The 26,349-nt window shown below is 41.2% G+C and carries 21 protein-coding genes; 12 read left to right on the forward strand and 9 right to left on the reverse strand.

All coding sequences use genetic code 11. The features are described 5' to 3' along the window. Positions 1-49: 49 nt before the first annotated feature. Positions 50-433 carry an MAPEG family protein gene (locus CWB62_RS14420; protein WP_058403714.1) on the reverse strand — a complete coding sequence of 128 codons (384 nt, stop codon included), beginning with the start codon at positions 431-433 and terminating at the stop codon, positions 50-52. Between the two features lie 250 nt (positions 434-683). Here CWB62_RS14420 and CWB62_RS14425 point away from each other — a divergent pair, with 250 nt between their 5' ends. Then, entirely contained in the window at positions 684-1,562 is an 879-nt protein-coding gene (locus CWB62_RS14425; protein WP_171034598.1) for an EamA family transporter, read from the forward strand. An 81-nt stretch (positions 1,563-1,643) separates the two neighbouring features. On the opposite strand, the gene CWB62_RS14430 is transcribed toward CWB62_RS14425, so the two are convergent. The 4 genes from CWB62_RS14430 to CWB62_RS14445 all read right to left on the reverse strand — a co-directional run bounded on the left by CWB62_RS14430 (position 1,644) and on the right by CWB62_RS14445 (position 6,770). Further along, positions 1,644-1,961 carry a DMT family transporter gene (locus CWB62_RS14430; RefSeq protein WP_058403713.1) on the reverse strand — a complete coding sequence of 106 codons (318 nt, stop codon included), beginning with the start codon at positions 1,959-1,961 and terminating at the stop codon, positions 1,644-1,646. Next, positions 1,961-3,493 carry a bifunctional GNAT family N-acetyltransferase/carbon-nitrogen hydrolase family protein gene (locus CWB62_RS14435; protein WP_058403712.1) on the reverse strand — a complete coding sequence of 511 codons (1,533 nt, stop codon included), beginning with the start codon at positions 3,491-3,493 and terminating at the stop codon, positions 1,961-1,963. Before CWB62_RS14435 ends, CWB62_RS14430 begins: the two co-directional genes overlap by 1 nt. An 88-nt stretch (positions 3,494-3,581) precedes the next feature. After that, complete coding sequence (locus CWB62_RS14440) at positions 3,582-4,430, reverse strand: MBL fold metallo-hydrolase (RefSeq protein WP_058403711.1); 849 nt, start codon at positions 4,428-4,430, stop codon at positions 3,582-3,584. A 57-nt stretch (positions 4,431-4,487) separates the two neighbouring features. Further along, positions 4,488-6,770, reverse strand: a complete 2,283-nt coding sequence (locus tag CWB62_RS14445; RefSeq protein WP_138528115.1) for a penicillin acylase family protein — start codon at positions 6,768-6,770, stop codon at positions 4,488-4,490. A 147-nt stretch (positions 6,771-6,917) separates the two neighbouring features. Between CWB62_RS14445 and ycaO the strand changes: the two genes are divergently transcribed. From ycaO to folX, 7 genes are all read left to right on the forward strand, one after another. Further along, on the forward strand, positions 6,918-8,678 hold the full coding sequence (gene ycaO, locus CWB62_RS14450; protein WP_138528117.1) for a 30S ribosomal protein S12 methylthiotransferase accessory factor YcaO: 1,761 nt from the start codon (positions 6,918-6,920) through the stop codon (positions 8,676-8,678). Between the two features lie 109 nt (positions 8,679-8,787). Continuing rightward, complete coding sequence (locus CWB62_RS14455; RefSeq protein ID WP_138528120.1) at positions 8,788-12,144, forward strand: ATP-binding protein; 3,357 nt, start codon at positions 8,788-8,790, stop codon at positions 12,142-12,144. A 51-nt stretch (positions 12,145-12,195) separates the two neighbouring features. Beyond that, complete coding sequence (locus CWB62_RS14460) at positions 12,196-12,825, forward strand: YceH family protein (protein WP_058403707.1); 630 nt, start codon at positions 12,196-12,198, stop codon at positions 12,823-12,825. A 68-nt stretch (positions 12,826-12,893) separates the two neighbouring features. Then, a complete protein-coding gene (gene nadE / locus CWB62_RS14465) occupies positions 12,894-13,724 on the forward strand; it encodes an NAD(+) synthase (RefSeq protein WP_058403706.1) in 831 nt (276 codons plus the stop codon). A gap of 135 nt (positions 13,725-13,859) precedes the next feature. Then, entirely contained in the window at positions 13,860-14,579 is a 720-nt protein-coding gene (gene folM / locus CWB62_RS14470; RefSeq protein ID WP_058403746.1) for a dihydromonapterin reductase, read from the forward strand. A gap of 17 nt (positions 14,580-14,596) precedes the next feature. After that, the gene (gene folE / locus CWB62_RS14475; protein WP_010557916.1) at positions 14,597-15,151 is read left to right on the forward strand and encodes a GTP cyclohydrolase I FolE; all 555 of its coding nucleotides are present in this window, start codon (positions 14,597-14,599) and stop codon (positions 15,149-15,151) included. A gap of 3 nt (positions 15,152-15,154) precedes the next feature. Then, complete coding sequence (gene folX, locus CWB62_RS14480) at positions 15,155-15,511, forward strand: dihydroneopterin triphosphate 2'-epimerase (RefSeq protein WP_008129424.1); 357 nt, start codon at positions 15,155-15,157, stop codon at positions 15,509-15,511. 12 nt (positions 15,512-15,523) lie between these two features. On the opposite strand, the gene CWB62_RS14485 is transcribed toward folX, so the two are convergent. Beyond that, the gene (locus tag CWB62_RS14485) at positions 15,524-15,958 is read right to left on the reverse strand and encodes a YqaA family protein (protein ID WP_058403705.1); all 435 of its coding nucleotides are present in this window, start codon (positions 15,956-15,958) and stop codon (positions 15,524-15,526) included. 65 nt (positions 15,959-16,023) lie between these two features. Continuing rightward, complete coding sequence (locus CWB62_RS14490) at positions 16,024-16,389, reverse strand: DUF4870 domain-containing protein (RefSeq protein ID WP_058403704.1); 366 nt, start codon at positions 16,387-16,389, stop codon at positions 16,024-16,026. Positions 16,390-16,570: 181 nt separating this feature from the next. Here CWB62_RS14490 and CWB62_RS14495 point away from each other — a divergent pair, with 181 nt between their 5' ends. From CWB62_RS14495 to CWB62_RS14510, 4 genes are all read left to right on the forward strand, one after another. Continuing rightward, positions 16,571-17,272 carry a spondin domain-containing protein gene (locus CWB62_RS14495; RefSeq protein ID WP_138528122.1) on the forward strand — a complete coding sequence of 234 codons (702 nt, stop codon included), beginning with the start codon at positions 16,571-16,573 and terminating at the stop codon, positions 17,270-17,272. Positions 17,273-17,282: 10 nt separating this feature from the next. Beyond that, positions 17,283-18,005, forward strand: coding sequence for a spondin domain-containing protein (locus CWB62_RS14500; protein ID WP_058403702.1), 723 nt, complete (start codon positions 17,283-17,285; stop codon positions 18,003-18,005). Between the two features lie 86 nt (positions 18,006-18,091). Next, complete coding sequence (locus CWB62_RS14505) at positions 18,092-18,817, forward strand: response regulator transcription factor (protein ID WP_138528124.1); 726 nt, start codon at positions 18,092-18,094, stop codon at positions 18,815-18,817. A gap of 10 nt (positions 18,818-18,827) precedes the next feature. After that, on the forward strand, positions 18,828-20,309 hold the full coding sequence (locus CWB62_RS14510; RefSeq protein WP_138528126.1) for a sensor histidine kinase: 1,482 nt from the start codon (positions 18,828-18,830) through the stop codon (positions 20,307-20,309). Between the two features lie 46 nt (positions 20,310-20,355). Here the strand turns inward: CWB62_RS14510 and CWB62_RS14515 are convergent, their stop codons facing one another. Together CWB62_RS14515 and CWB62_RS14520 are read right to left on the reverse strand one after the other, a co-directional pair. Then, positions 20,356-22,530, reverse strand: coding sequence for a S9 family peptidase (locus tag CWB62_RS14515; RefSeq protein ID WP_138528128.1), 2,175 nt, complete (start codon positions 22,528-22,530; stop codon positions 20,356-20,358). Positions 22,531-22,659: 129 nt separating this feature from the next. Next, positions 22,660-26,127: a S8 family serine peptidase gene (locus CWB62_RS14520; protein WP_058403698.1), complete on the reverse strand. Its 3,468-nt coding sequence runs from the start codon at positions 26,125-26,127 to the stop codon at positions 22,660-22,662. Between the last annotated feature and the right edge of the window lie 222 nt (positions 26,128-26,349).

Below are 26,349 nucleotides of genomic sequence, written 5' to 3' on the forward strand. Positions count from 1 at the left end.
AAAGCAAGCGCCCTTTTAGGCCGCTTGCTTTGTGGTTTTAACAATAAAATTAGATACTCACTACAATCATGGCAATGGTAGTGCCTAAGCCAATAAACCATACAAGCGAACGTATAATATCCAGGTTCAACCAATAAAAAATACAATACAAAGTACGCGAAACTATATGAGTAACTGCCAAAGTTTCGGTTACTGCATTTACCGAGTTAGTACCCAATACCACTGCTATAGCAACGGCAAAAACAGTAAGTGATTCAAAACAATTTTGATGAGCAGCGAGCGCCCGCGCACCAAAACCCGTTAGTTTTGCTTGCTGGGAACGAGGGTGTTTATTGTCGTACCGGCCAAGCTTTGCCATCGCAACGGCCACAGGTACTTTTGCAAAATAAGGCATTAATACAGCTAATAATGCACACACCACTAATGTTGTCATAGTTTATTCTCTTATTATAAAACCTGATTATTTAGCAATACATATTACACACATAAAAAAAGCCGCCCAAACGTTTTATGACAAACGCTGGCGGCTAAACAATAACATCACACTTACTATAGCTAAGTTTACTCATAAAACAGTGCGGCATAATGTCGCAGATGATGAATATTCACTATCACCCTTAATGCATCGCATTAATAACTAAAGATTGTTAACTTAAAGGCATTATTTTTAATCGACGAATACCATGACTTGGATCTTTTTCACTTTTTTAGCTGCCTTTATGCAAGCCTGGCGAAATGCCCTGCAAAGTAAATTAAGTAACAATGTAAGTGTTGCTGGCGTTACCCTTTCACGTTTTATTTTAGCGGGCCCCATTGCTGCCGTGTATTTATATGGCCTTTATCAATATCAAGATACCGCCATGCCTACGTTTAATAATGCCTTTTGGGGATTTATTATTGGTGCAAGCGTTATGCAAATACTTGCCACGGGTTTAATGGTAAAGCTATTTAAAATGAACAATTACGCCGTAGGTGCAGGGCTTGCAAAAAGTGAAGCGTTAGTCGCGGCTATTTTAGGCGTATTATTTTTTGGCTCTGCGCTCAGTGTACTTGGCTGGTTAGGAGTATTTTTAGGCGCTATTGCGGTGCTTTTACTTAGCGGTATAACCAGCGTAAAACACTTTGATGCTAAAACAGCGTTACTTGGCCTAGCCTGCGGCACAAGCTTTGCCCTTACCTCGCTTTGGGTACGTGAAGCGAGTTTAAATTCGGGGTTGTTATTTCCGCACTCGGCTGCATGGGTTTTACTGTTTGTAATAAGCTTGCAAACGCTTATATTACTTGGCTATTTATTACTAAAAGAGCCACATACTCTGAGTAAACTTTGGCAATATAAAGGCACCACTACAGCAATTAGTACTTTTAGTTGTGTCGGTTCTATTGGCTGGTTTAGTGCTATGAGCTTACAACATGTTGCTTACGTTAAGACGCTTGGTCAGGTAGAAGTGTTTTTTACTATGCTAATTGCCGTACTTTGGCTAAAGCAACCACTCAAAAAACAAGACACCGCTGGCTTAATACTTATAGCCATTGCCGCTATTTTAGTGATGCTGCCAAATTGAGAACATAAAAAACGCAGGCTTTTAAACCTGCGCTACTATAAAGCTGCTTATAACTTTTAAAGCGAGTGTTAAGCGCTATTTTTAAGAACTTATTTTTAGCGTTATCACACCGCAAATAATCATGAGTACACCTGCAATGCGGCCAAACGTGGCTGCATCACCGTAAAATAATATACCCACTAAAAACGTACCCGCAGCACCTATTCCGGTCCATACTGCGTAGGAAGTACCCATTGATATTTGCTTTTGTGCAAGCCACAACATAAAGCCACTGGCTGCTATAAACGCCACAGCCATTGCAATACCCTGCCAGCGAGTGTCGGGTTGTTGTGAAATTTTTAAACCAATTGGCCAGCCTACTTCAAGCAGGCCTGCAATGACTAAATAAACCCATGCCATTAAACATCTCTCTTTTTCAAAATTACGTCGTATAAATCTTCACGGCGATCTTTTAAATTACGCACCGTCCCTTCGCTATGAAGGATTTTTAGCTTATCCATATCAAGGTCGCTAAATAATAACATTTCGGTATTCGGTGTGGCTTCATTGAGTGTTGCATCGTGCGGAAAAGAAAAATCAGACGGCGTCAATACTGCCGATTGCGAGTACTGTACGTCTAAGCTTTCTACCTCAGGTAAGTTACCTACTGAGCCTGCAATAACCACATAACATTCGTTTTCGATTGCGCGCGCTTGCGCACAATGGCGAACCCGTAAATAACTATTTTTAGTGTCGGTCCAAAACGGAACAAACAGTATATCAAGCCCTTGCTTAGCTAGTATGCGCGAAAGCTCTGGGAACTCTACATCGTAACAAATTTGAATACCTACACGCCCAGCATCGGTATCAAACACGGCAATTTTGTCGCCGCCTTGAATAACCCAATCATTTTGCTCATGCGGGGTTATGTGTATTTTGCGCTGCTCGTCTATTTTACCGCTTCGGTGGCATAAGTAACTTACGTTATAAATTTTATCGTCTTCGGCAAGCGGCATAGAGCCGGTAATAATATTGGCGTTATATTCTATTGCCATACGCGACATCGCGTTTTTAAACGTCTCTGTATATTCCGCTAAATAGCGGATGGCTTCGGTTTGATTATTTTGATCGCCTAAGCCCATAAGTGGCGCGTTAAAAAACTCAGGAAATAATATAAAATCGCTTTTGTAGTCAGATACCGTATCTACAAAGTATTCAACCTGCTTTAGCATTTCTTCAACCGACTCTACACAACGCATTTGCCATTGCACTGCGCCTATACGCACTATCGATTTAGTTGACTCGAGCACCGTATCGGTTGGCTCATACATTATGTTATTCCACTCAAGTAAGGTGGCGTAACCTACAGACTCTTGATCCTCCGGCAGGTACTTTTTAAGTAACCGCTTTACCTGAAAGTCGTTAGAAAGCTGAAAGCTTAAAATGGGGTCGTAAAGCTCTTTTTGGTCAACCTTTTCAATGTATTCCATTGGCGTCATTTCACTGCTGTGATTGTAATAACGTGGAATACGCCCACCGGCTAAAATAGCGCGTAAGTTATATTGGCGGCACAATTCTTTACGGGCATCATAAAGCCGACGCCCTAAACGCATGCCCCGGTGAGTTTCGCTAATAGCAACATCTAAGCCATATAAAGCATCGCCATCGGTATCGCTAAATACGCGGTCATGGCCATCGGCTATGTCTTCGTAGGTATGTGGGTTTGAAAAACGCGTGTAATCTACTTGCACGCTCAGCGCTAAGCCCACCAGCACGCCATCATCTACTATGCCTATTTGCCCTTCAGGGAACTGGTCTATTAATCTAAAAATGGTATGGCTTGGCCATGCGCCACCTAAGTCTGGATAGGCTTGATCCATTAGCGTTTTTATTTGTGGATACTGCTCTTTGGTCAAGTTACAAATTTCTAGGTGGGTTTTTTCTGCCGACATACACAACTCCTTGGGGCATGGGAACAAAAAAGCTGAGCAAATGCTCAGCTTAATAAACTATATTATGCGTGCTAACTCACTTTACAAGTTACTTTAAGCTACGATAAAACAATGTGGTTACTCGCTCTTTTGGTAGCCAATTTGCGTATTTAAGACCCAGTTCTGATAGTGGGTCAGCGTCAAGCACTTGCTGTAAACTCGCATCGTTTTGCATTGCCTTAAGCATAACACCTTTGGCCTTTTGCACCAGCTTACGATACGTTATCAGCCCTGAACGGTCACTTACTGGACCATGCCCCGGAATAACTTGAGTATTATCGTCAATTTGGTTAATAACATCGTCAACCGCCGCTAATACTCCATCAACACTGCCACCGCTATCTACATCAACAAACGGCAAGCTGCCAAAGTTAAAATAAATATCGCCCATGTGCACTATGTTGTCGTTACTAAAAAATATAACTGAGTCACCATCGGTATGGGCATGCGCATAATGCACAACATGTGCGTGTTCGTTATTAAAATGAAGTTTTAAATCGTGGCCAAAACTAATACGTGGCAGGTAATCTGAGTTTGCACCGTGTTTTTCTTCTAATCGCTTATGTACGTTGTCGTGCGCAATGACATGTGCACCCGCTTTAGCAAAGTTTTCGTTACCGCCGGTGTGGTCGCCATGATGATGTGTATTAATTACAAACTCGGCGCTACCGGGTTTTAAATCACTAATGGTTTTTTTAATATCATCTGAGAGCTTAGCAAATTGGTCGTCAATAATATAAATACCGTCATCACCAACACTTGCAGCAATGTTGCCACCTTGACCAAATAATACATAGACGCTTTCACTGAGTTTTTCTGCGGTGACGGGGTTGTCGTCTGCATGAGCCGATGTGTTCAGTAGCAAACTGGTCATTAACGCGGGTAGTAATTTTTTCATTTTAGTTCTCCATTGTTAGAGTTATATAGAACGTTATTACTTGCATTTTGGCTCACACTATTTTGGTGAGATAACTATTTGATGCGCTGTAGTTTGTGGCAATAGCGGGGTTTGCTTACCTTCAATATAGTCGCTAAAACCAGCTCTATAAAACTCTGATAGCGGATGTCCCGACTGCCCACCCGGCACACTTAAAATAGCGTGCTCTAAATGCCCAGGTTGAGCAATAAAACGCTGCGATGCACCAAAATCTCGCCCTTGCACCGCGGGCATGTAAGTATCACCAAACCCTGCAGCAGTTGGCATATTAAGTAACTTTGCCAATAGCGGGATTTGTTTTGCAAAAGGATGCTCTATTACCAGCTCGTTTACTTTACCCCACTGCCATTGCTTTATATTAGTACCAAATTGCTCACTCAATTTATTTACAGCTTTATCAAAAGCACCCACTAATTGTTCATCCCAACTATTAAATTGAAAATTAACCCAAGATGCAGGTTTATTGTTAATAAGTTGCCAAAGCGCAGGCTCTAATCCTCGTTTTATAGGTTTAAGAGTGCCTTTGTGCTCATTAAGAGTGACTTCAATATTGTTAAACACGAGGTTAATAACTTCGTCGCGATAGCGTTTAACCAAGGTATAACCTACCGAAGAAGCACATGCGCATTGCTGCCAGTTTTCAAGCTCTGTTATATACTGCGCATTTTTAACCTTATTGGTGTTTAACTGCTTGAGTAACAGCTCATACCATGGCATTAAAAAACGGGCTTGGTTATCAAGCTGTAGCGCGTAAAAGTCAGACTCTGCAAATGTGTTTTTTTCAAATAAGCGGTCTCTAATTTGACTTGAACGTGCACCTAATGCATAGCCGCCATTACCAAAGCGTGCGTTATCGCTGGCGGATACAACCCGAGAATTCCCCGTCCATAATCGCCCACTGGACGGGTTTTTAACAAATGGGCGATTAATTTCGTTTTGTTCAAAAAGTGCCGAATACTGCGTTGCATTTACACTTAACTCACTCGCAGTTGTTCGTGCCGGAATACCGCCTATATTTTTCCATGCCGCATTGCCTAGGCTATCAACGACCATTAAATTCTGTACCGGAATACCAATATCACTTGCAAGAGCAAGCGCATCGTCTACAGTATTTGCCTGCTCAAGCTTTAATAGTTGCATGTTGACTGCATAAGGTTGATGCGCCGCCCAACTAAGTGCATAAGGCTTTTCGTTAATGTATTTTACTGGACCGTATTCGCTCATTATTAACGAGTAAGGTTCAGCGCTTCCCTCTGATAATAAAATAGGCTCATCAACAAGCCATGTTTTGCTATCGTTATTAAGCGCTATCCAATCGGCGGTATCTAAATAACCGTTAGTAAACCCCCATGCAATTTTATTATTTGTTCCCACCACTATGGCTGGAGTACCCGGAAGTGATACACCCGTTATCTGCATAGGCTTGTTATTTAACATATAATTGAGTTGTGCTCGGTACCAAATAACCGGTACTGCCATTGATAAGTGCATATCGTCAGACACCATTCCTGCGCCGGTTTTTGTAAGCTCTCCGGTGACTGCCCAATTATTACTACCAAGCTCTTGAGGGGCTTCAATGTGGGTTGTAACATGAGCCGTTTGCGTTGCAAGAACCGGCATTTCACCTAAAAACGGGGCTAATTTGCTACCATCAAGCGCTGCTTGGTATTGACTAGGTTGCGTTAAAAAATCAACCATATTCTTGCTGTATATTTGCTCTAGCTGAATCAGAGTTTGATCGCGATTAAATGTCATGCTTTGTAAATCTAAGTACATGCTAAATATCACTAATAAGCTATCTTCACTTTGCCAAGGTTTTTGCGCCCCGCCCGTTAGTAGGTATTCAAAGCTTGCATACCCTACTTGTGCCAGCCCTTCGTTCACGCCTTGTGCGTAGCTTTTTAATAATTGCTTATCGGTTTCAGGAAGAGTTTGTAAAATAGCGCGGCTACGCTTACGCAGTTGATGAAAGCGCATTTTTTTATCAAGCCCAAGGGCCGCTTTGCCAAATAATTCACTTAGCTCACCTGCGGCGTTGCGCCTTAATAAATCCATTTGAAAGAATCGGTCCTGTCCGTGCGCATAACCTAATCCGTAAGCGGCATCGTTGCGGTTTTTAGCGTTGATAACAGCTTGGCCCAATGTATCGCGAGAAATTTTAACAGGTTCATTTACTGCCATACTGCGCCCGTTGCCATCAAGTGCTGGTAAACTCAAGCTAAGTACCCCATACACCACAGCGGTGCCACCCAGCCCTAAAATTACAATTAATAACAACAAGCGTTTGATTAGTTTATACATTGAGTTGCCCTTCCCCCCTTTACGTTGCCTATATAATAACCACAGTTTTATTAAATAATCATGATATTGCTCGCAAAGGATGAAATAAACATCAAAATCCACGATAATGTCACTTCCACACATCGTGCAGAACTAGTTGAGATCAATATGACTGAAAAAACGTTTATCAAAGGTAAAGACCGCGATCTAGAATCGTCAATCTCTACCATGCAAAACAAGCTTAAAGCCCTGAATATTAATGTTGAAGAAGCGCTTTGGCTTAACCCTGTAGCTAACTGTTATTCGGTTCATATTAAAGACAGCGACTGCGGTGTTATGTTTACCAATGGTAAAGGCGCAACCGATAAAGCCTCTATTGCCTCTGCGCTAGGTGAATACTTTGAGCGTTTAAGCTGTAACTACTTTTTTGCTGACTTTTACTTAGGTGAAGAATTTGCCAACGGCGACTTTACTCATTACCCAAGCGAAAAATGGTTTGAAGTTGAAGGTGAAGAAGTACCTGAAGGCATAATGGACGAAAGCCTGTGGGATTACTTTGACCCAGAGCGCGAACTTAACGCATCACACCTTTTTGATTTTAACTCAGGTAATAACGAGCGCGGCATTTGTACATTGCCATACACGCGCCAACGCGATAACCAAGACGTGTACATTCCGGTAAACGTGATTGGTAATATTTTTGTATCTAACGGTATGAGCGCGGGTAACACCAAATTTGAAGCGCGAGTACAAGGTTTATCAGAAGTATTTGAACGCGCAATAAAAAACCGCATCATCGCTGAAGGCATTTGTTTGCCAATCGTGCCTGAAGAGGTTGTTAAGCAATACCCACAAATTCACGAAGCATGTGAAGAGCTACGCAGCCATGGTTTTCATTTACGTATTGCCGATGCATCACTAGGCGGTAAATACCCAGTAATGAGCGTAACGCTGATTAACCCAACAGATGGCTCTGTGTTTGCCTCGTTTGGTGCTCACCCTTCATTTGAAGTAGCTCTTGAGCGTACCGTTACCGAGTTACTACAAGGTCGCCGCCTTGATCAGCTTGATGTATTCCAGCCAGCCACGTTTGATAACGACGAAGTAGCAACGCCTGAAAACATTGAACTGCACTTTATTGATTCTAGCGGTTTAATATCGCATGACTTTTTCCGTGCAACTCCCGATTTTGACTTTGTACATTGGGACTTTAGCGGTACAACAGAGCAAGAATACAACTTCTGTACTGACCTAATTCATAGCATGAACCACGACATTTACATTATGGATTACACGCACTTAAACGTGTATGCATGTCGTATTTTAGTACCGGGCATGTCAGACATTTACCCAGTAGATGAGCTTATTTGGCGTAACAACAACGAAGGCGCTAAATTCCGTGAAGCATTCCTATCGCTTGATCAGTACGATGCTGAGCAATGGATGGACATTTACGACAGCCTAGAAGAAGCTGGCCACAGCGATATTATTCGCGCAGCAGAGTTTATTGGCCTTGCAACCGATGCAGATACACCTTGGCATACGCTACGTATTGGTGAGCTTAAAGCGCATCTCTGTTTAGCCGCAGGCAGCGAAGAAGCTATTGATTGGGTTGATTGGATACTGCATACAGGCCAAGTAAACGAAGAGGCAATGCGCCATTTCCGCTGCTTAAAAGCCATTCTTGAAATTAAATACGATGACGAGCGTGAATACGCCGACTACCAAGATGCACTTGGTTTAATGTTTGGCAGCGACAACGTAACGCTTGCGATTGAAATTGCCGAAGGCCGTACATTATTTAATGGTTTAACCTTCCCTGGTTTGTCGCTTAATGGCTTTAAAAAGCATGCAGCACTCCTAGATGGCTACCGTAAACTACATGTAGCTAAACAAAACCATTGGGCACGTGAAGTAAGCGACTCATAGTTTTAAACTGCTATTTATAAAAATAAAATGGCGCTTATGTTTAAGCGTCATTTTAATTTGTACAATAAATAGCTATAGTTGAGTAGCCTAACCCAAGCCAATGTAGCTAATGCCGCCAACTAATAATAAAAAAACGAATATTCATAACTACAAACGAACCTTCTGGTTATCGATGACACTACTACTGCTTATTAGTGTTGTACTAGAGCGCATTAATTACAATCGCGTGAAAGACGCTCATCGCCTACAAATACTCTTTGAAGTAAGCACCTACAGAGCACAATTAGAAGCCATTTTAATTTCTAACATTCAATTAGTCCGTGGTTTAGGCGTTGCGGTTTCTGCAGAGCCTAACTTAAATCAAGAACGCTTTGCACAAATTGCAGCCCCTCTTTTTAATACATCAAAAGAACTTCGAAATATTGGCGGTGCACCCAATATGATTATAAAAATGACCTACCCTATTAAAGGCAACGAAGGTGCGCTGGGCCTTAACTTACTGACCAATAAAAACCAACGCGCTGATGCAATAAAAGCACGCGATACCAATACAATTATAATGGCAGGCCCATTAACACTTGTGCAAGGTGGAGAAGCACTCATAGCGCGTGTGCCTGTATATACTCCGCCAGAGAATACGTTTTGGGGATTACTATCGGTTGTTTTAGATATCAATAAAATTTATAAAAACGCCGGTATTTTAGATCTAGAAGACAATTATAACGTTGCACTTCAAGGCCGAAATGGGCTGGGTGATAAAGGCGAGTTTTTTTTTGGTGACGCCACAATACTGAGTCAAAACCCTCTCGCATTTTCGCTAAACTTTCAAGGCGGTAACTGGCAGCTATATGTTGCACCAAAGCAGGGCTGGAGCCCACCCAACTCAGCAATTTGGCCATTACGTTTAGCAATTATCATTATTTGTGCCTTACTTACATGGGCATTTTGGTTTTTTTTAAAAATGCTTGAGCGCCAGCAAAAAAATGAAAAAATGCTAGAAACCATGAGCGATTTGGCGCAAATAGGTGCGTGGTCGTTTAATTTAGAAACGAAAAAAGTTTATTGGTCAGATATGACTAAAAAACTGTTTAAATACCCACTCAATACCCAGCCACAATGGCCTGAAGATTTAAGCTATTTTAAAGAAGGTGAAAGCAGAGAAACCATCAAACCTCTACTCGAACGTGCTATTAAATATGGCCATAGTTATGAAGTTGAACTAGAGGTAATAAACGCTGAAGGGGAAGCTGTATGGGTACTTGTTAATGCAGAAGCTGAACATAAAAATGGTCGATGCGTGCGCATCTTTGGTTCGCTACAAAATATTGATACCCGTAAAAAAATTGAATTAGAAAATAGCTTTACGGCACTACACAATGAAACGTTAGCCTCATTAACGGTTAATAAGCTAATTTTAAACGGTAAACTTAGCCAATCAAAAGATATACTCACTGAAGCTATTTGCCACGCTTTAAAAATTGAACGCGCTAGCATTCGTTTTTATAACGAAGATCACACACAGTTAATTCCGTTCGCACTACATAATAAGTTAACACAAGCCGAAAACGTTGAACTAACTTGGCTTAGAAAACATCTTCCTGACTTTTTTAATATGCTTGATAACCAAGCTGTATTTAATATTCCCGACGTTATTCATAATTCAGCGCTATCTCCTTTGTCGCCATATTACTTATTGCCATTGGGAATAAAATCGATGCTGTGCGTAACAATCCCTGCCGGCAACGGGGTATTAGGAATAATATGTGCTGAGCAATGCAAAACCACACGCTTGTGGACAAAAAACGAAGAAAGTTTTTTAATCACAGTGGCTACGCTTATAGGCAGTTTACATTCAAGCCAGCAACGCATAGAAGCAGAACAGGAATTAGTAGAAGCTAAGGAATTAGCCGAACAAGCGGTGGCAGCAAAAAGTGAATTTTTAGCAACTATGAGCCACGAAATTCGCACTCCTATAAATGGGGTGCTAGGCATGCTAAATATAATTAAACAAACGAGCTTAAATCAACAACAGGCGCATCATATAGAGCTTGCGCAATCATCTGCCGAATCATTGCTTAATATTATTAATGACATACTAGACTTTTCTAAAATGGAAGCAGGTAAACTTAACATTGATAGTATTCAATTTAACCTCCCTAAATTATTAGGTGAAGTGGTTGAATCGTTTGCACTAAAAGTGGAGCAAAACAATACAAAACTAATTTTAGACGCAACTCAGATTACAGTAAGTGAAATAATTAGTGATCCGAATAGGCTTAGGCAAATTCTTAATAATCTGATTGGTAATGCTGTTAAATTTACTAAAAACGGTGACGTCATTATTATAGCCAGGGTGGACGACTCCACCGATGGCTCATTTCTAGAGTGCTCAATAATTGATACCGGTATTGGCATCAATAAAAATCAACAATCACTGCTGTTTAACTCATTTACACAGGCTGACGCTTCAACTACGCGCCAATTTGGCGGCACAGGCCTTGGCTTAACTATAGTAAAACAACTGTGTGAATTAATGGGTGGAAGTGTCAGTGTTAACAGTGTTGAAGGCGAGGGCAGTACGTTTTCATTTAATATAAAAATACAACCTAGATTAAGTAAAGAGCAGGATTTACCAAGCCATCTAATAAACAATAAGCGTATTTTAATTATTGATGAATGCCACTTAAATACCAGTATTGCCACTAAACAGCTGCTGATTTGGGGTGCTCATGTCGAGTTTATAAATGACTACGGTGAAGTACTAACACACTTAGCGGATACGACTCATTTATACGATGCAATTTTAGTTGATTATCACTTTTTCTCTATTGCTGCTAAAGCGCAAACAACCGCCTTACAAAACTTCATTTACAAATCTAAATGTAAGTCGGTGATTATGGCGCCAATGAGTTACTCGCAAAAAAATTCAACGCTTGCAATGAACGTTGACTGCATGATTTTTAAACCTTTAACACCATCGGATTTATTCGACTCACTTACTAATGAAAAGTTTTTAGAGCAGCAATTAAATCAGGCGCAACTCACTAATACGCTTACAAAAGCCCCTATTACAGACTCATCAGAACCCGTTTTATTATTAGTAGAAGATAATAAAATAAACCAAGTTGTGGCCTCTGCACTACTAAAAGAAGCGGGTGTGACCTTTGATATTGCCGAAAATGGCGAGGAAGCAATTAGTAAACTAAACGCCAAACAAAATAACCCGTATAAACTTATTTTAATGGATTGCCAAATGCCAATAATGGATGGTTACCAAGCCACGCAAGCAATTAGGCAAGGCGAAGCAGGTGAAATATACAGTCGCGTTTCAATTATTGCTTTAACGGCTAATGCCATGCAAGGCGATAGAGAAAAATGTATTGCTGCAGGTATGGATGACTATTTAACTAAACCGCTTGATATGGCCGCCTTAAAACCTAAGTTGCAGCACTGGCTTGACAGTTAAATAAGGCTTACCACTAGTTAGCATTAATAATTAATATTTTTAAGGGTACTTATGCAGTTATCACCAAATCAACAACGTGTTATTGGTTGCCTTCTAGAAAAACAAAGCACTACGCCAGAGCATTACCCTTTATCACTCAATGGGCTAGCCAATGCATGTAATCAAAAATCGAATCGCGATCCTGTTCTTAATTTAACAGAAAGTGATGTTCAAAATGCGCTAGATGAACTTATAGATATACGCCTAGTTACTGTTGATGAAGCGCCTTCAGGGCGGGTAAATAAGTACGACCACCGCTTTTGTAATACCGAATTTAGTAGCTTACAGTTTTCAGCACAACAACGTGCCGTTATTTGCCTATTGCTGTTACGCGGTGCCCAAACACCCGGCGAATTAAGAACTCGCAGCGCTCGCCTCGCTGATTTTAATAATGTAGATGAGGTTGAAAACGCCCTAAATAAACTAATTGAAAACGAGCAAGTCGCCAAACTACCGCGCGAAGCAGGTAAACGTGAAAGCCGATATATTCATTTATTTGGTGAGCAACAAATTACACCTGATAGCGATACCATTAATTTACCCAGCGAAGCGATTAAAGATAAAGAGTTAAACGATTTATTACGCGAAGTAGAAGAGCTAAAAGCAGAACTTAACCAGATAAAAGCACATTTAGGGCTTTAAATAAGTAAAACTAAATCACATAATAAGTTTATTGCGTATCACATTTAAAATATTACAAGGAGCCGGCAATGCGCGCCGAAATAATGACTGAAATGAAAGTTCAGCCAACCATTGATGTAAACGCTGAGATATCTCGTCGAGTTAACTTTATAAAAGCACGTTTAGTTGCGGCTCACTCACGATCGCTTGTGCTTGGTATTAGTGGCGGGGTTGATTCTTCAACTTGCGGCCGTTTATGCCAATTAGCTGTTAACGAATTAAATGAAGAACACAGCACTAATAAATACCAATTTATTGCTGTGCGCTTACCTTACGGTGTTCAAGCTGATGAAGACGAAGCGCAAATGGCGGTTGATTTTATTCAGCCAAGTAAGCGCATGACCGTTAACATTCAGCCTGCTGCCGATGCATTGCATGAGCAAGTGTTAATGGCAATGACTAGCAGCGGTGACGCATTACCAGAACAAGCACAAATAGATTTTATTAAAGGTAACGTTAAAGCGCGCCAACGCATGATTTCCCAATACGAAATTGCCGGTTTTAGTCAAGGTTTAGTGGTTGGCACCGACCATAGCGCTGAAAATATTACAGGCTTTTACACTAAATTTGGCGATGGTGCATGTGATTTGGCGCCTCTTTTTGGCTTATCTAAGCGCCAAGTTCGCGCACTAGCGACTGCTTTAGGCGCGCCAGTATTGCTTGTTGAAAAAGCCCCTACAGCCGATTTAGAAAGCGACCGACCAGGCCTCACCGACGAAGAAGCGCTTGGTTTAAGTTACAATCAAATTGATGACTTTTTAGAGGGCAAACCTGTCTCTGAAGAGGTAGAACAAAAGTTAATTGGCATTTATCTGCGTACGCAACATAAGCGCCAGCCAATACCAACAATTTACGATTGATATAAGTGATATAAAAAGCAATTAACCGTATTGGGTTTATTTGCTTTTTTGATCGCCCTATTCAAATATTACGTACACATTACGCTCAACGTATTAATATTTATTAAAAACTTACCAAAGAGAACACCGCATTATATGACATCGCCCATTTTAATCACTGGCGCTGGCCAACGAATCGGCCTAGCCCTTGCTAAGCACTACCTTACTCAAGGGCAAGAAGTCATTATTACTTACCGTACTCGCCATAATGCTGTAGAAAAACTAGCGCAGCAAGGGGTGACCTGTATTCATGCCGATTTTAGTACTGATGCGGGAATTAATGAGTTTATTAATACATTGAAAGCCCATACCCAGTCTTTAAAGGCTGTTATACACAACGCATCTAGCTGGGACTGTGAAGCAAATAACCCAGACCACGCTAAGCTTTTTGATAACATGATGCGCATACATGCCAAAACACCTTACTTAATTAATATGCAGTGCGCTGACTTACTTTTAGCGTACCAGCAAGCTAGTGGCACCGCCGCAGATATTGTGCACCTTACTGACTATGTAGTTGAAACAGGTAGCCCTAAGCATTTGGCATACGCGGCAAGCAAGGGCGCACTTGATAATCTAACGAAATCGTTTAGTGCTAAATATGCACCCAATATAAAAGTAAATGCGGTTGCGCCTTCGCTTATTATTTTTAACGAGCACGACGACGAACAATACCGCGCTAAAACACTCAAAAAATCATTGATGGGCATCGAACCTGGGTGCCAAGAAATTGTAAACAGCATTGATTTACTCTTACAAAGTCAGTACATAACAGGGCGCTCTATTCCTGTTGATGGCGGACGTCATTTAAAGTAAAAAACACTGAGACACCTATGCATAACGAATTAAAAGACAGCTACCAAAAAATTATAACCGCCGTAGGCGAAGACGCTGAACGTGAAGGTCTATTAGACACACCAAAACGTGCGGCAAAAGCAATGGAATACCTAACACAAGGTTATCGCCAAACGCTTGATGAAATTACCAATAATGCAGTATTTACCTCTGATGCCGACGACATGGTATTAGTACAAGACATAGAACTTTACTCTATGTGTGAGCACCACTTACTGCCATTTATTGGTCGCTGCCATATTGCTTATATTCCAAATGGCAAAGTGCTGGGGTTATCTAAATTTGCGCGTATTGTTGATATGTTTTCGCGTCGCTTTCAAATACAAGAACAGTTAACACATCAAATTGCCAAAGCCGTTGAAGAAGTAACCGGCGCAAAAGGCGTAGGTGTTATTGTTGAAGCTAAGCACATGTGTATGATGATGCGTGGTGTAGAAAAGCAAAACTCAAGCATGCGTACATCGGTAATGCTGGGTAACTTTAGAAGCGACCCTAAAACACGCAACGAATTTTTGCAGCTTATTAAAGGGTAATCTATGGCCAACGCAATTATTAATGTTACTAACTTACGCTTGCGTACATTTATTGGTTTTAATCCTGAAGAGCGTGAAAAAAAGCAAGACGTAGTCATTAATTTAGAGATTCACTACCCTGCGGATAACGCATGTAAAACCGATGAAGTAGACCAAGCACTTAACTATAAAGTGATCACCAAAGAGGTAATTAGTTTAGTTGAGCAAGGGCACTTTTTATTACTAGAAAAGCTCGTAGCTGAAATTCTTGCGGTTTGTCATTCTCATCCAAGTGTAAATTACGCTAAAGCCCGTGTAGATAAACCGCATGCGCTTCGCTTCGCGGACTCTGTATCACTAACACTTGATTGGACAAAGTAGCGTGCGTATAGCTTAAATAAGAGCTTCTATCCCCACGGCAAGGGCAATAACCGCTAAGTAGCGTGCGCCTTTGCCAAGTGTTACTAAAACCAAAAACACGCTAAACTTTACTTTAAAAATACCACCAATGACTGTTAGTGGATCGCCAACAATAGGCAGCCATGCAAACAATAAGCTGTACACGCCGTATTTATTAAACTGATTTTGCGCCTTTTCAAGCCCTTGCTCTGATACCGGAAACCACTTTTTATGTTTAAAGCGTAATACTTGCGTACCTAGCCAATAATTCACACAACTGCCTAACACATTACCCAGCGTAGCTGTGCACCATAAAAGCCAGATGTTTGCGTTTGATTGGGTAATCATCGTTATTAAAACGACTTCTGAGGAGCTTGGTAATAAAGTGGCCGAAATAAACGCACTAATAAACAAAGTAAAATAAAGCATAATGCCCTTAGGCTAAACGTAATAACCCAGCTTATAGCTGGGTTTGCAGAATAATAGCTAACGCTTTATTTTATCAAATTTAAACTCAGTGGGTAATTAAACTCTTTCCCTTCGTTTGCTTTTATACTCGCTAAAACCACCATCACAAAAGCAAATATAGCCACAATAGGAAGTAAAATTACACCGATCACAACAAACATCAACACAAAACAAATAATATAGGCAATGGCCATGGTTATCTGAAAATTAAGCGCTTTTTTACCGTGCTCATTGACCATTTGCATTTCATCTTTTTTAATTAACCAAATAATTAATGGCCCTATTATTGAACCAAACGGCACTATAAAACCAGCAAATGCGCTTAAATGGCACAACATTGCCCATGTACGCTCATCTTTATTTACTACTTTAACCTGTTGATTTTCTTCCATAACACAATCCTTTAATTTTTATAATGCGGTTTAATTATACACAGGTATATAAATTTCTGGCGTATTTATTTACAAAAATCACAGCCTAAATGTCTGTGATAAAAAAGTGATAAGTTTGTGAGAGTTTCTGGAGACGATTATTCAATACTTATCTCGAATCATCACTTACAGGAAATAAAAAATGAAAGCTTCAACATTTACACTTGCAACTCTTTTAGCGGTAGCTAGCCAGTCAACCATGGCTGCAGAGTTAGACTTAACAATAACTAACCTAACCCAAGGCATTCACTTCACTCCGCTACTAGTTACAGCACACAACAGTGAAGATAAGCTTTTTGAAGTTGCAACTGAAGCTTCTACCGCATTACAAACAATGGCTGAAGGTGGCAATATTGCTGAGCTAATGGCACAAGCCACTGCAGCAGGTAGCGATATGGCTGCAAACCCAGCAGAAGGTTTATTAGCGCCATCGTCATCAACCATGACAACACTAATAACGACTGACGGTAACGATTACTTATCGGTGACCGCTATGTTACTACCTACAAACGATGGCTTTGTTGGCCTTGATAGCTGGAAAATACCAACCGAAGCAGGCACCTACACGGTTTATTTAAATGCATACGATGCGGGCACTGAGCAAAATAACGAGCTAGTGGTTGAAGGTTCTGGTGCATCGGGCACGCCAGGTATTCCTGCAGCACCAGGTGATAATGCGGGTACAGGTGGCGCAGGCTTAACAAGTACCGATAGCAACATTAACGTGCATATTCACCCAGGCACATTAGGTGACGACGATTTAACCGCTGGTAATAGCGATTTAAGTAATACGGTTCACAGATGGTTAAACCCAGTGGCTAAGCTAACCGTTACGGTTAAGTAGGAGCGTAATCATGGCATCTTTAAATAACTTTAAAAAAAGCATCGTGGTTGTTGCACTAGCAGCTTCACTTGCAGCCTGTGGCGACAACGATAGTAACGATCCTGTTCAGGTTGTTACACCGCCAACACCTGAGCCTGTAAGCTATACATTTGATGTAACAGTAAGCAACTTAACTGCAGGGCAGCCACTATCGCCAATTGCTGTTATTGCACATACAGAAGGCACACTTTGGCAAATTGGCAGTGCGGCATCGGTTGCATTAGAAACCATGGCTGAAGGAGGCGACAACAGCCAACTGCTTGCATTAGAAAACGCCATTGCCAACGCATCAAGCGAAGGTCCTGTTGGACCTGGTGCTAATACCACGATCACATTAACCACAGACTCACTTGAAGCACTTAAGCTGTCGCTTGCCACTATGATGGTGAATACAAATGATGGGTTTACCGGTCTTAGTGCTTTAGACGTATCTTCATTAGCCGTGGGCGACTCTTTAACTCGCACCACCGTTGCTTATGATGCAGGTACTGAAGCAAATACAGAAGCAGCTGGTACGATACCCGGTCCTGCTGATGGCGGAGAAGGTTTTAATGAAGCCCGTGATGATGTTAATTTTGTAGCAAGACACCCAGGTGTCGTTACAAATGAAGATGGTTTATCTAGTTCAGTGCTTAGCCCTGAACATAAATTTGATAACCCATTAGCAAAAGTGGTTATTACCCGCACTCAGTAATTCGTTTATCAATATCAACCTCGATATACCAGCTTGTAATGGGGAAGTTGGGGAGCATGGAAGCCCCCTTTTTACGAGGATAAACGATGCGTCATGAAAAATTACTCATAGTTGAAGACGACAGAGAAATTGGTAAATTAATTACCACACAGCTTACATCGCTAAATCTACATGTGGATCATGTTGTCAGTGCTGAACTGGCTTTAAAGAAAATAGCTAAGCACCCCTACGGGCTTATTTTACTGGATATAAACCTTCCGCAAATGGATGGATTGAGTTTATGTCGTAAAATAAAAGAACATTACCCAGCCACTTCAGTCATTTTACTCACCGCACTAAGTAGCGACATGGACAGAGTTATTGGCCTAGAAATGGGCGCAGACGACTATATTTGTAAACCCTTTTTTGCACGTGAACTACAAGCCAGAGTAAAAACCCAACTTCGACACAGAGCACAGTTACTTGCGAGCCAAAATACCGATGAACCCTCTGTTGTAAGTGAACAAACCCTTAAAGTTGGCTCATTAAACATTGCGTTTGACTCCCATCAAGTGTATTTGGCCGAACAGGCAATTAACCTAACTGCCACCGAGTTTGATTTGCTGGTGTATTTTGCACGCCATCCTAACCATGTATTTAGTCGCCAGCAACTACTCGATAAAGTATGGGGGTACCAGCACAGCGGTTACGAACATACCGTTAATTCGCATATTAATCGGTTGCGGGCAAAGCTTGAATTGCACCAATCGACACCTATTATAGAAACCGTTTGGGGTGTGGGATACAAACTCAATCCAAGCCAACTTAATTAAGACTTTTATTATGAAACTCTCTTTGTACCAAAAATTAGCAGTGTCGTTAGCCGTTATTTTTTGTTTTATTTGCGCGCTGGTTTATAGCTGGAGTAAACAGCTAGAACTCAACTCTAAACATCATGGCGAACAAAATTTACATTTAGCGCTGGCTGAGCATTTAGTACAAGACAATCCATTGATAAAAGAGGGTGTATACGATTACGAAGCCCTTGAAAACCTATTTCATACTTTAATGTTACTCGGCCCCGCCTTTGAATTTTACTTTGTAGACGAAAACGGAAAAATATTAACTTACTCCGCAGAGCCCGGAAAAGTGAAGCGTACACATATTAATTTAACGCCTTTAAAGCACCTTATAGCCAACCCAAGTGCTACACCGGTTTATGGCGACAACCCAAGAAACCCTGATCAACAAAAAATATTTTCTGTGGCGCCTGTTTTTAATAACAACACATTGCAAGGGTATTTATACGTAATTATTGGTGGTGAGGCATACGACACCTCACTCAATAATATAAAAAGTAACGACTCGTTATTCGTGGCTGCCATATGGCTAGGCTCAGCGCTCGTTTTTTTATTTATTGCGATGCTTATTTTACTGCGATTTTTTACAAATCCTATTCAACGTCTTGCAAAAGATGTGAGCAATATTGAGGCTGCTAATTATAGCCTAACCGATACAAAGCTGAGTATCTATTCAACTCAAAAAAGTAATGAAGTCCACAGCTTAAGCCGAACTATTCAAGCAATGCTCACACGTATAAACGAGCAATTTAAAGCACTAGAACAAGGCGATAAACAACGCAAAGAGCTACTTACTCACTTATCTCACGACTTACGTACGCCACTGGCTTCGTTACAAGGTTTTTTAGAGGTATTAAATCAATCAGGTGACAAATTAAGTGCGCAAGAGCAGCAAGAGTACTTGCTAGTATCATTGAATAACTGTGGCCAACTCAAGCAACTAATAGAGCAAATTTTTGAACTCGCACACCTAGAAAATGGCGAAATAAGTATCAACAAAGAAACATTTAACCTAGGAGAGCTCATTTACGATTGTATTGCTAAGTTTAGTTTGGCCGTAGAGAAAAAAGGCATTAATTTATCGGTTGAGCCAGAAATTTGTGACTTTCCTGTCATTGCCGACATAGCCAAGCTTGAGCGTGTTTTAAGTAACTTAATCGATAACGCCATTAGGCATACCCCGCGTGATGGTAGTATTGATGTACGTGTAAAACGCGGTGACCATAATCAATTATTTGTGCAGGTTTCGGACACCGGCGTGGGTATTAAACACGAGGAGTTACAAGCTATCTTTGATCCCCACTACCAAGCTAGTAATTCTAATACAGCGGACCGCCAACAAGGTGGGTTAGGGCTTGCTATTTGCCGCGGGCTATTAAAGCTCATGGACAGTGAAATAAACGTTCAAAGTGAAATAGGTAAAGGCACTATGTTTAGCTTTAATTTGCCACAAAAAAAGGCGTAACTTAACGTTACGCCTTGGCTCATTACTTAGTTGAATTTGGGTGTGGCTATTTTTTTATACCGGCTAAATCAAGCATAAATGCATAATTTAACGCAGCATCTTCTAAGCGTTTAAAACGGCCAGAAGCACCGCCGTGCCCGGCTTCCATGTCTATTTTAAATAGTAGCTTATTATCATCTGTTTTATAGTCACGCAGCTTCGCAACCCATTTTGCTGGCTCAAAATATTGAACCTGTGAATCGTGTAAGCCTGTAGTTACTAACATATTAGGGTAGTCTTGCTTACTGACTTGATCGTACGGTGAATAAGACAACATATAATCGTAATATTCTTTTTCGTTAGGGTTACCCCACTCGCCATACTCGTTCGTTGTAAGCGGAATAGTTTCATCCAGCATAGTGGTCACCACATCAACAAACGCAACCTGTGCAACCATGCCTTTATAAAGCTCAGGCGCTTGGTTAGCCACTGCCCCCATTAATAGTCCACCCGCACTGCCGCCTTGTGCAAATATGCTGTCTTTTGCACCATACTTTTGCTCAACTAATGACTTAGTTACATCTACAAAGTCGTTAAACGTGTTCTTTTTGGTAAGTAGCTTACCCGCTTCGTACCAAGGACGCCCTAACATTTGCGAGCCTCGTACGTGAGCAATTGCAAATACAAAACCACGGTCAAGTAACGTTAGTCGTGCAGAAGAAAAGCTCGGATCCATGGTTGCACCATACGAACCATAGCCGTATTGCAATAATGGGTTAGTACCATCTTTTTTAAATAGCTCTTTTCGATACACTAAACTCACCGGTACTTTTACGCCATCGCGTGCTGTAACAAAAATACGCTCAGACGCGTAGTTATCTGCGTTAAAGTCACCTAATACGGTTTGTTGCTTCAATAATGTTTTTTCGCCAGTGGCTAAATTAACATCATAAGATGAACCCGGCGTCGTCATACTGGTGTAATACACACGCAGCATATCACTGTTCAATTCGTTATTACCGTACGTATTAATGGTGTACGCACTGTCGTTAAAGCTTAGTGGTAACTCTTTGCCTGATGTTAAATTACGCGCAATCAGTGTTGATTGGCCCATTTCACGTTGTTGATATACCAAGTAGTCATCAAATAACTCAACGTCTTCGAGTTTAATATCCTCGCGAGCAGGGATCACACTTTGCCAATTTGCTTTATCACCGGCTTTATCAATATCAACTTTCATAAGCTGAAAGTTAACCGCATTTAAATTAGTCACAATGTAATAAGTATTGCCTAATTTTGAAATGCTGTATTCAAGGTTGGCTTCACGCTCAATTAAACGCTTAGGCTTAGCGTCTACATCATTTGCACTCAGCACTGACAAACCCGATGCATCGGTACTGCTATGCCAAATATAAATTTCTGAGCCGTCTTTGCTCTTGCTCATACCGGTGTAATAGCTTGTGTCTGTTTCTTCGTAAACAAGCTCATCATCGCTTTGTGGTGTACCAAGCGTATGGCGATAAACTTGGTAACCGAGTAAGGTTTGCGCGTCTTTTTTGATGTAATACACCGTTTTATTGTCGTTCGCCCACACAACATAACCACTGGTGCCTTCAAGCGTGTCTTCTAATAATTTACCAGTGCTTAAATCTTTAATTTTTATGTTGTAAACACGGCGACTCACCGTATCTTCACCATATGCCATTAAGTTGTCATTTGGGCTTACATTTAGGCCGCTAACCGCAAAATAGTCATGGCCTTTAGCTAGTTCATTTACGTCTAAAATAACTTCCTGATCGGTGCCTGCAAAATCACTACTGCGTAAATAAGTAGCATACTCGTTATCGCCGCGAGTTTGCGACGAGTAATAGTACTCTCCGTCCTTTACTGGAACTGAGTCATCATCTTTTTGAATTCGCCCTTTAAGCTCTTCAAATAAACTACTTTGCAGTGTTTTAGTATGGGCGAGCATAGCCTCAGAGTAGGCATTTTCTGCTTCTAAGTAGCTAATGATTTCAGGTGCTTTTCGTTCGTCATCTCTAAGCCAGTAGTAATTATCAATACGTGTATCACCATGAATGGTCATTTCATGGGGTACTTTTTTAGCAATAGGTGCAACCGCGGTTACTACTTGAGCTGACTCAACTTGAACCGTGTTTTTATGAGTTTCTTCGGGGGCTTTATTACAACCACTTAGAATAGCAAGCGAGAGTGCAGCAAGTGCAAAGGGAGTACGTGTCATCAGGCAAAATCCTTATTATTTTTGTTACCTAAATATACCTAAAATTAATACCTTTTGTGATCTAGTTTGTGAAGCTATGTAAAAAGGGAGCCGAAGCTCCCTTTATTTAGTACTTAAGCGTTTTTAAGCTTACTTTTGCTTGCGACGACGCATAAATGCGAACGGTGCAACTAAAAGAGTTAACCAAGCTAATGAACCTGAAGAACTTTTCTTCTCTGGCTCTGGAGTAACAACGGCCGGAGGTACTACTGCAGTTACATTAACAGTTACAGTTACAGGCTCAGAAACATTGCCTCGAATATCAATCGCAACAACTTCCATTTCAGCAGTGGTATCACCTGCTAACATATTGGTGTCAGCAACAACAATTTGGCCTTGCTCATCAACACCTAAACCTATATTGGTGTTTGATTGAACGTAGTACTCAGAAACCGCTAAATCAAACTCAGCTTCTTCAATTGTAAGCGCGCCAACTACTGTACCATCGGCTGCATCTTCAGAAACTGAGAATTCACCACCCACTAAGATAGGCGCCTCAATAGCTGGTAATGTAAGCTCTTCACTTGTCATTGCTTTAATGATGTTAGTGCCAGCACCTTGAGATAAAACAAATGGACCACTTGCAGATACCATTGCTTTTTCACCAGGTAGAAGTGATGCAACAGCTTCGCCAGTTTCAAGCGAAGTCATTTGAACTTCTGGTTGAACACCAAATACAACTGAACCAGTTACACTGTCTGTCTCAGAGAACACACCTGATTGGTAGCTTGGGTAACCCACTGATACTCTGAAGTTCATTGGCTGACCAAGTAACGACCCATCGATGTTCATTAGCTCAGAACAACCAGTAAATGTGATTGTATCTTCACCTGCTGAATGAAGAAGTGGTGTACCCCACGCCCAACCATCGTTGCCAGCGCCGTCAGTAGTACCGATCAATGTACGGCTACGACCTGGTGACGCAGTTGAGCGACCACGGTCATTTAGGTTTTGTAAGAACTGATCAGCAACACCATCATTATCTGTATCGATTTCAACTCTGTAACCTGCTTGGAATGTATGCGTTAGCGGGTCACGTAATTGAATTGATGAAGTGATGTAAATACCTGAATCACAGAAGTCTGCACCAAATGCAGAGAATGTGCTCGACAGAATGTTATACTCTGCCTCTTCCATTGTTTTCTCTGTACCTACTGCAATAATGCTTTCAGCCTGAGGAGTGATTTCAGTCTGGCCAGTATTTTCAAGTACTAATGATACTTTATTGTCAATCAGCTCGGCAGTATAACTTATCTCTGTTGCTGCTTTTGGCATTGCATGATACACAACATGTAAATCGTGGGTTGTATCTGTTGACGCATCATCAAATACTAACGCACCATCAAACTCAATCGATGTTAGTGCAGCACTACGAGCAGCAATATCATCAGCACTAAATGGATTCTCTAATTCCCATGCAGGTAGTTTACTTGGGTCAACCATCATTGTGATGTCAAAGTTTACAGCTTGCCCAGCAGGGATTGTTACTGACTCTGGGAAATCCCAGCTAACAGCTTCAGTTTCTACGTCGCTTTGGTAACGTGCTTCAGTACGAAGGTTGTATGTTTTCGCTTCAGCAGAGAAGTTTTTCACAGTGACTGTTTTAGTAATAGAACCGGCTTCTGCAAGGCTCACTAAACCATAAGAAAGCGCAGCTTGTTTTGTATCAAACTCGGCATTGTGTACCCATGCTGCAACAGGTAAGTTAACAGCTTTAGTCACATCTACTAAACCAGCACCTATCATACTAATAGGCGCAAGCTCTGAATCAGGATTGATAGCAAGAGGTTCGTTAGTTACTTCAAGGTTTGCCGCGTTCATAATCGTTGCTTTAATTTCAAACGCATTACGATTTGGGTGAGCTTCACGGATCATAGCAACCGCACCGGCTGTAATTGGACCTGAGAACGAGGTACCCGACACAGGGTTAGTGCCAGTTTGAGTTCCTGCTGCTGCTACGTCAATACTTGTACCTGGCGCTGTAATTTCTGGTTTAAGTAAACCATCCATTGAAGGGCCGCGTGATGAGAATGTTGCCACAGCACCCGCTGTTGTTTTAATCTCAACACTAATATCAAATGTTGCAGGGCCGCCAGCTTCTAGCTGTGCTTTTAGTGCAGCACCCGCTGCAAAATTAATCCCAACGTTTTTAATAGTTACGGCAGCATCAAAACCACCCATTGGGGCTGGTGTGCCGTCGTCAATGTTATTTGCAATAAATACAAACTCAGCACCTTTAGCTTGTGCGTTTAGTACTTTTTGTGTGAATGCACAGGCACCACGGTCTATAAGTACCGCTTTGCCTGTAAAGTCAACATCTTCTGCAAAAGCATCACAGCCGTTTTGATTTGCTGTAGGGTATACTAAATCAATATCAGCACCTGATAGGGTAAAGCCTTCTTGTGGGCCAAAACCTGACGCTTGAATATCGCCTTCAACGCCTGCAACTGTTCCACTTGCAATACCAACTTCTGTTGTTGGGTGTGTCATTGCACCAACAGACAGGGCGTTAGGGGTTGTACTTGGACCACCAACACGGAATGGGTTGTCACCATCGTTACCTGCAGAAATTACCATGTTAACACCCAATTCAACAGCACGTTGTACTAGGTATTGTGTACCACCACCAGTGTAAGTGTCACCAAATTCACCACCAAGAGACATGTTCATTACGTCAACACGATCTGAAATATCCCCATCACCGTTAGGATCCATTGCAGCCTCTAATGCAGCTGCTTGTGCTGCACTTGGACAACCACCACCACATACAGAATATGCGTATAGCTCAACCTCTGGTGCAATACCGTTTACAGAGTTTGCAGATGATGTACCGTGATTTGTTGGATCACCTGTTGACGGTGAATTTGCAGCGTCATTTTCAATTGGATCTGCATCATCACGAATGAAGTCATAACCACCTTGTACAATGCCTTGTGGCCATGTAACCGTTGTAGGATCTTCTTGTGCTGCTAGGTATGCTTCAACAGTACCTGCACCGCCAAATGCTGCGTGAGTATAGTCAATACCTGTATCTAGTACTGCAACGCGCTGGCCTTTACCGCTTACAATACCATCAGTAATTAATGGTTTAGCGTTGATATAATCAGAGCTTGCTGCAACGTGAAGTTCACGGTCAAACATTGGTAATACTTTTGCAACGCGATCATCTTTTGCAATCTGCTTTAAAGCTTCAGGTGTTGCTTGAACTATTAACGTTGGAGCAAGAATTTTTGTTTTGCCAATTACTTTTGCATCAAAATCTAAGTTGCTCAACTCTTCAGTCATTATGTCTTGAAGCTGCTCAACCTGAGCTGTTATTTCACGACTACTTGAAGCCTGATAAGTTCCAGCGGTTACTGCATCCACAGATGTTGCTGCTTTAAGAACAATCATATGAGCTGAAGGCTCTTTTTTGTCTGCTGCAACTTCAACCACTTGCTCTACTTTTTTGTAGTTAACATTTGCTTTTGGTAATTCAGCGGCACTTGCAAGTGTTGCCACAAATGCGCTAGAAACAGCCGTCGCTATCGCTGTCTTTTTTATTATATTGTTACTCATGAGTTCCCCTAGGATATTTTATGTATTATTGTAGTCACATTAATAAAGCAAATTACAATGTATGAACGAATATAAAACGTTCATTACCCACCAAGCAACACTTTGGTTACAAATAAGCATAAAGCATACAAAGAATACAAACAAAAAAACACCAAGCCACTGATATATATACACAAAAATACATTTCACCTTTGTGAATGTTTGTAAACAAAAACTACATTA

Source organism: Pseudoalteromonas sp. S408, from assembly GCF_005886645.1.
In the GTDB taxonomy this organism is placed as follows: Bacteria; Pseudomonadota; Gammaproteobacteria; order Enterobacterales; family Alteromonadaceae; genus Pseudoalteromonas.

Coding starts and splice junctions, on each gene's coding strand:
- CWB62_RS14420 (WP_058403714.1), bottom strand. CDS start 433: ATGACAACATTAGTGGTGTGTGCATTATTAGCTGTATTAATGCCTTAT.
- CWB62_RS14425 (WP_171034598.1), top strand. CDS start 684: ATGACTTGGATCTTTTTCACTTTTTTAGCTGCCTTTATGCAAGCCTGG.
- CWB62_RS14430 (WP_058403713.1), bottom strand. CDS start 1,961: ATGGCATGGGTTTATTTAGTCATTGCAGGCCTGCTTGAAGTAGGCTGG.
- CWB62_RS14435 (WP_058403712.1), bottom strand. CDS start 3,493: ATGTCGGCAGAAAAAACCCACCTAGAAATTTGTAACTTGACCAAAGAG.
- CWB62_RS14440 (WP_058403711.1), bottom strand. CDS start 4,430: ATGAAAAAATTACTACCCGCGTTAATGACCAGTTTGCTACTGAACACA.
- CWB62_RS14445 (WP_138528115.1), bottom strand. CDS start 6,770: ATGTATAAACTAATCAAACGCTTGTTGTTATTAATTGTAATTTTAGGG.
- ycaO (WP_138528117.1), top strand. CDS start 6,918: ATGACTGAAAAAACGTTTATCAAAGGTAAAGACCGCGATCTAGAATCG.
- CWB62_RS14455 (WP_138528120.1), top strand. CDS start 8,788: ATGCCGCCAACTAATAATAAAAAAACGAATATTCATAACTACAAACGA.
- CWB62_RS14460 (WP_058403707.1), top strand. CDS start 12,196: ATGCAGTTATCACCAAATCAACAACGTGTTATTGGTTGCCTTCTAGAA.
- nadE (WP_058403706.1), top strand. CDS start 12,894: ATGCGCGCCGAAATAATGACTGAAATGAAAGTTCAGCCAACCATTGAT.
- folM (WP_058403746.1), top strand. CDS start 13,860: ATGACATCGCCCATTTTAATCACTGGCGCTGGCCAACGAATCGGCCTA.
- folE (WP_010557916.1), top strand. CDS start 14,597: ATGCATAACGAATTAAAAGACAGCTACCAAAAAATTATAACCGCCGTA.
- folX (WP_008129424.1), top strand. CDS start 15,155: ATGGCCAACGCAATTATTAATGTTACTAACTTACGCTTGCGTACATTT.
- CWB62_RS14485 (WP_058403705.1), bottom strand. CDS start 15,958: ATGCTTTATTTTACTTTGTTTATTAGTGCGTTTATTTCGGCCACTTTA.
- CWB62_RS14490 (WP_058403704.1), bottom strand. CDS start 16,389: ATGGAAGAAAATCAACAGGTTAAAGTAGTAAATAAAGATGAGCGTACA.
- CWB62_RS14495 (WP_138528122.1), top strand. CDS start 16,571: ATGAAAGCTTCAACATTTACACTTGCAACTCTTTTAGCGGTAGCTAGC.
- CWB62_RS14500 (WP_058403702.1), top strand. CDS start 17,283: ATGGCATCTTTAAATAACTTTAAAAAAAGCATCGTGGTTGTTGCACTA.
- CWB62_RS14505 (WP_138528124.1), top strand. CDS start 18,092: ATGCGTCATGAAAAATTACTCATAGTTGAAGACGACAGAGAAATTGGT.
- CWB62_RS14510 (WP_138528126.1), top strand. CDS start 18,828: ATGAAACTCTCTTTGTACCAAAAATTAGCAGTGTCGTTAGCCGTTATT.
- CWB62_RS14515 (WP_138528128.1), bottom strand. CDS start 22,530: ATGACACGTACTCCCTTTGCACTTGCTGCACTCTCGCTTGCTATTCTA.
- CWB62_RS14520 (WP_058403698.1), bottom strand. CDS start 26,127: ATGAGTAACAATATAATAAAAAAGACAGCGATAGCGACGGCTGTTTCT.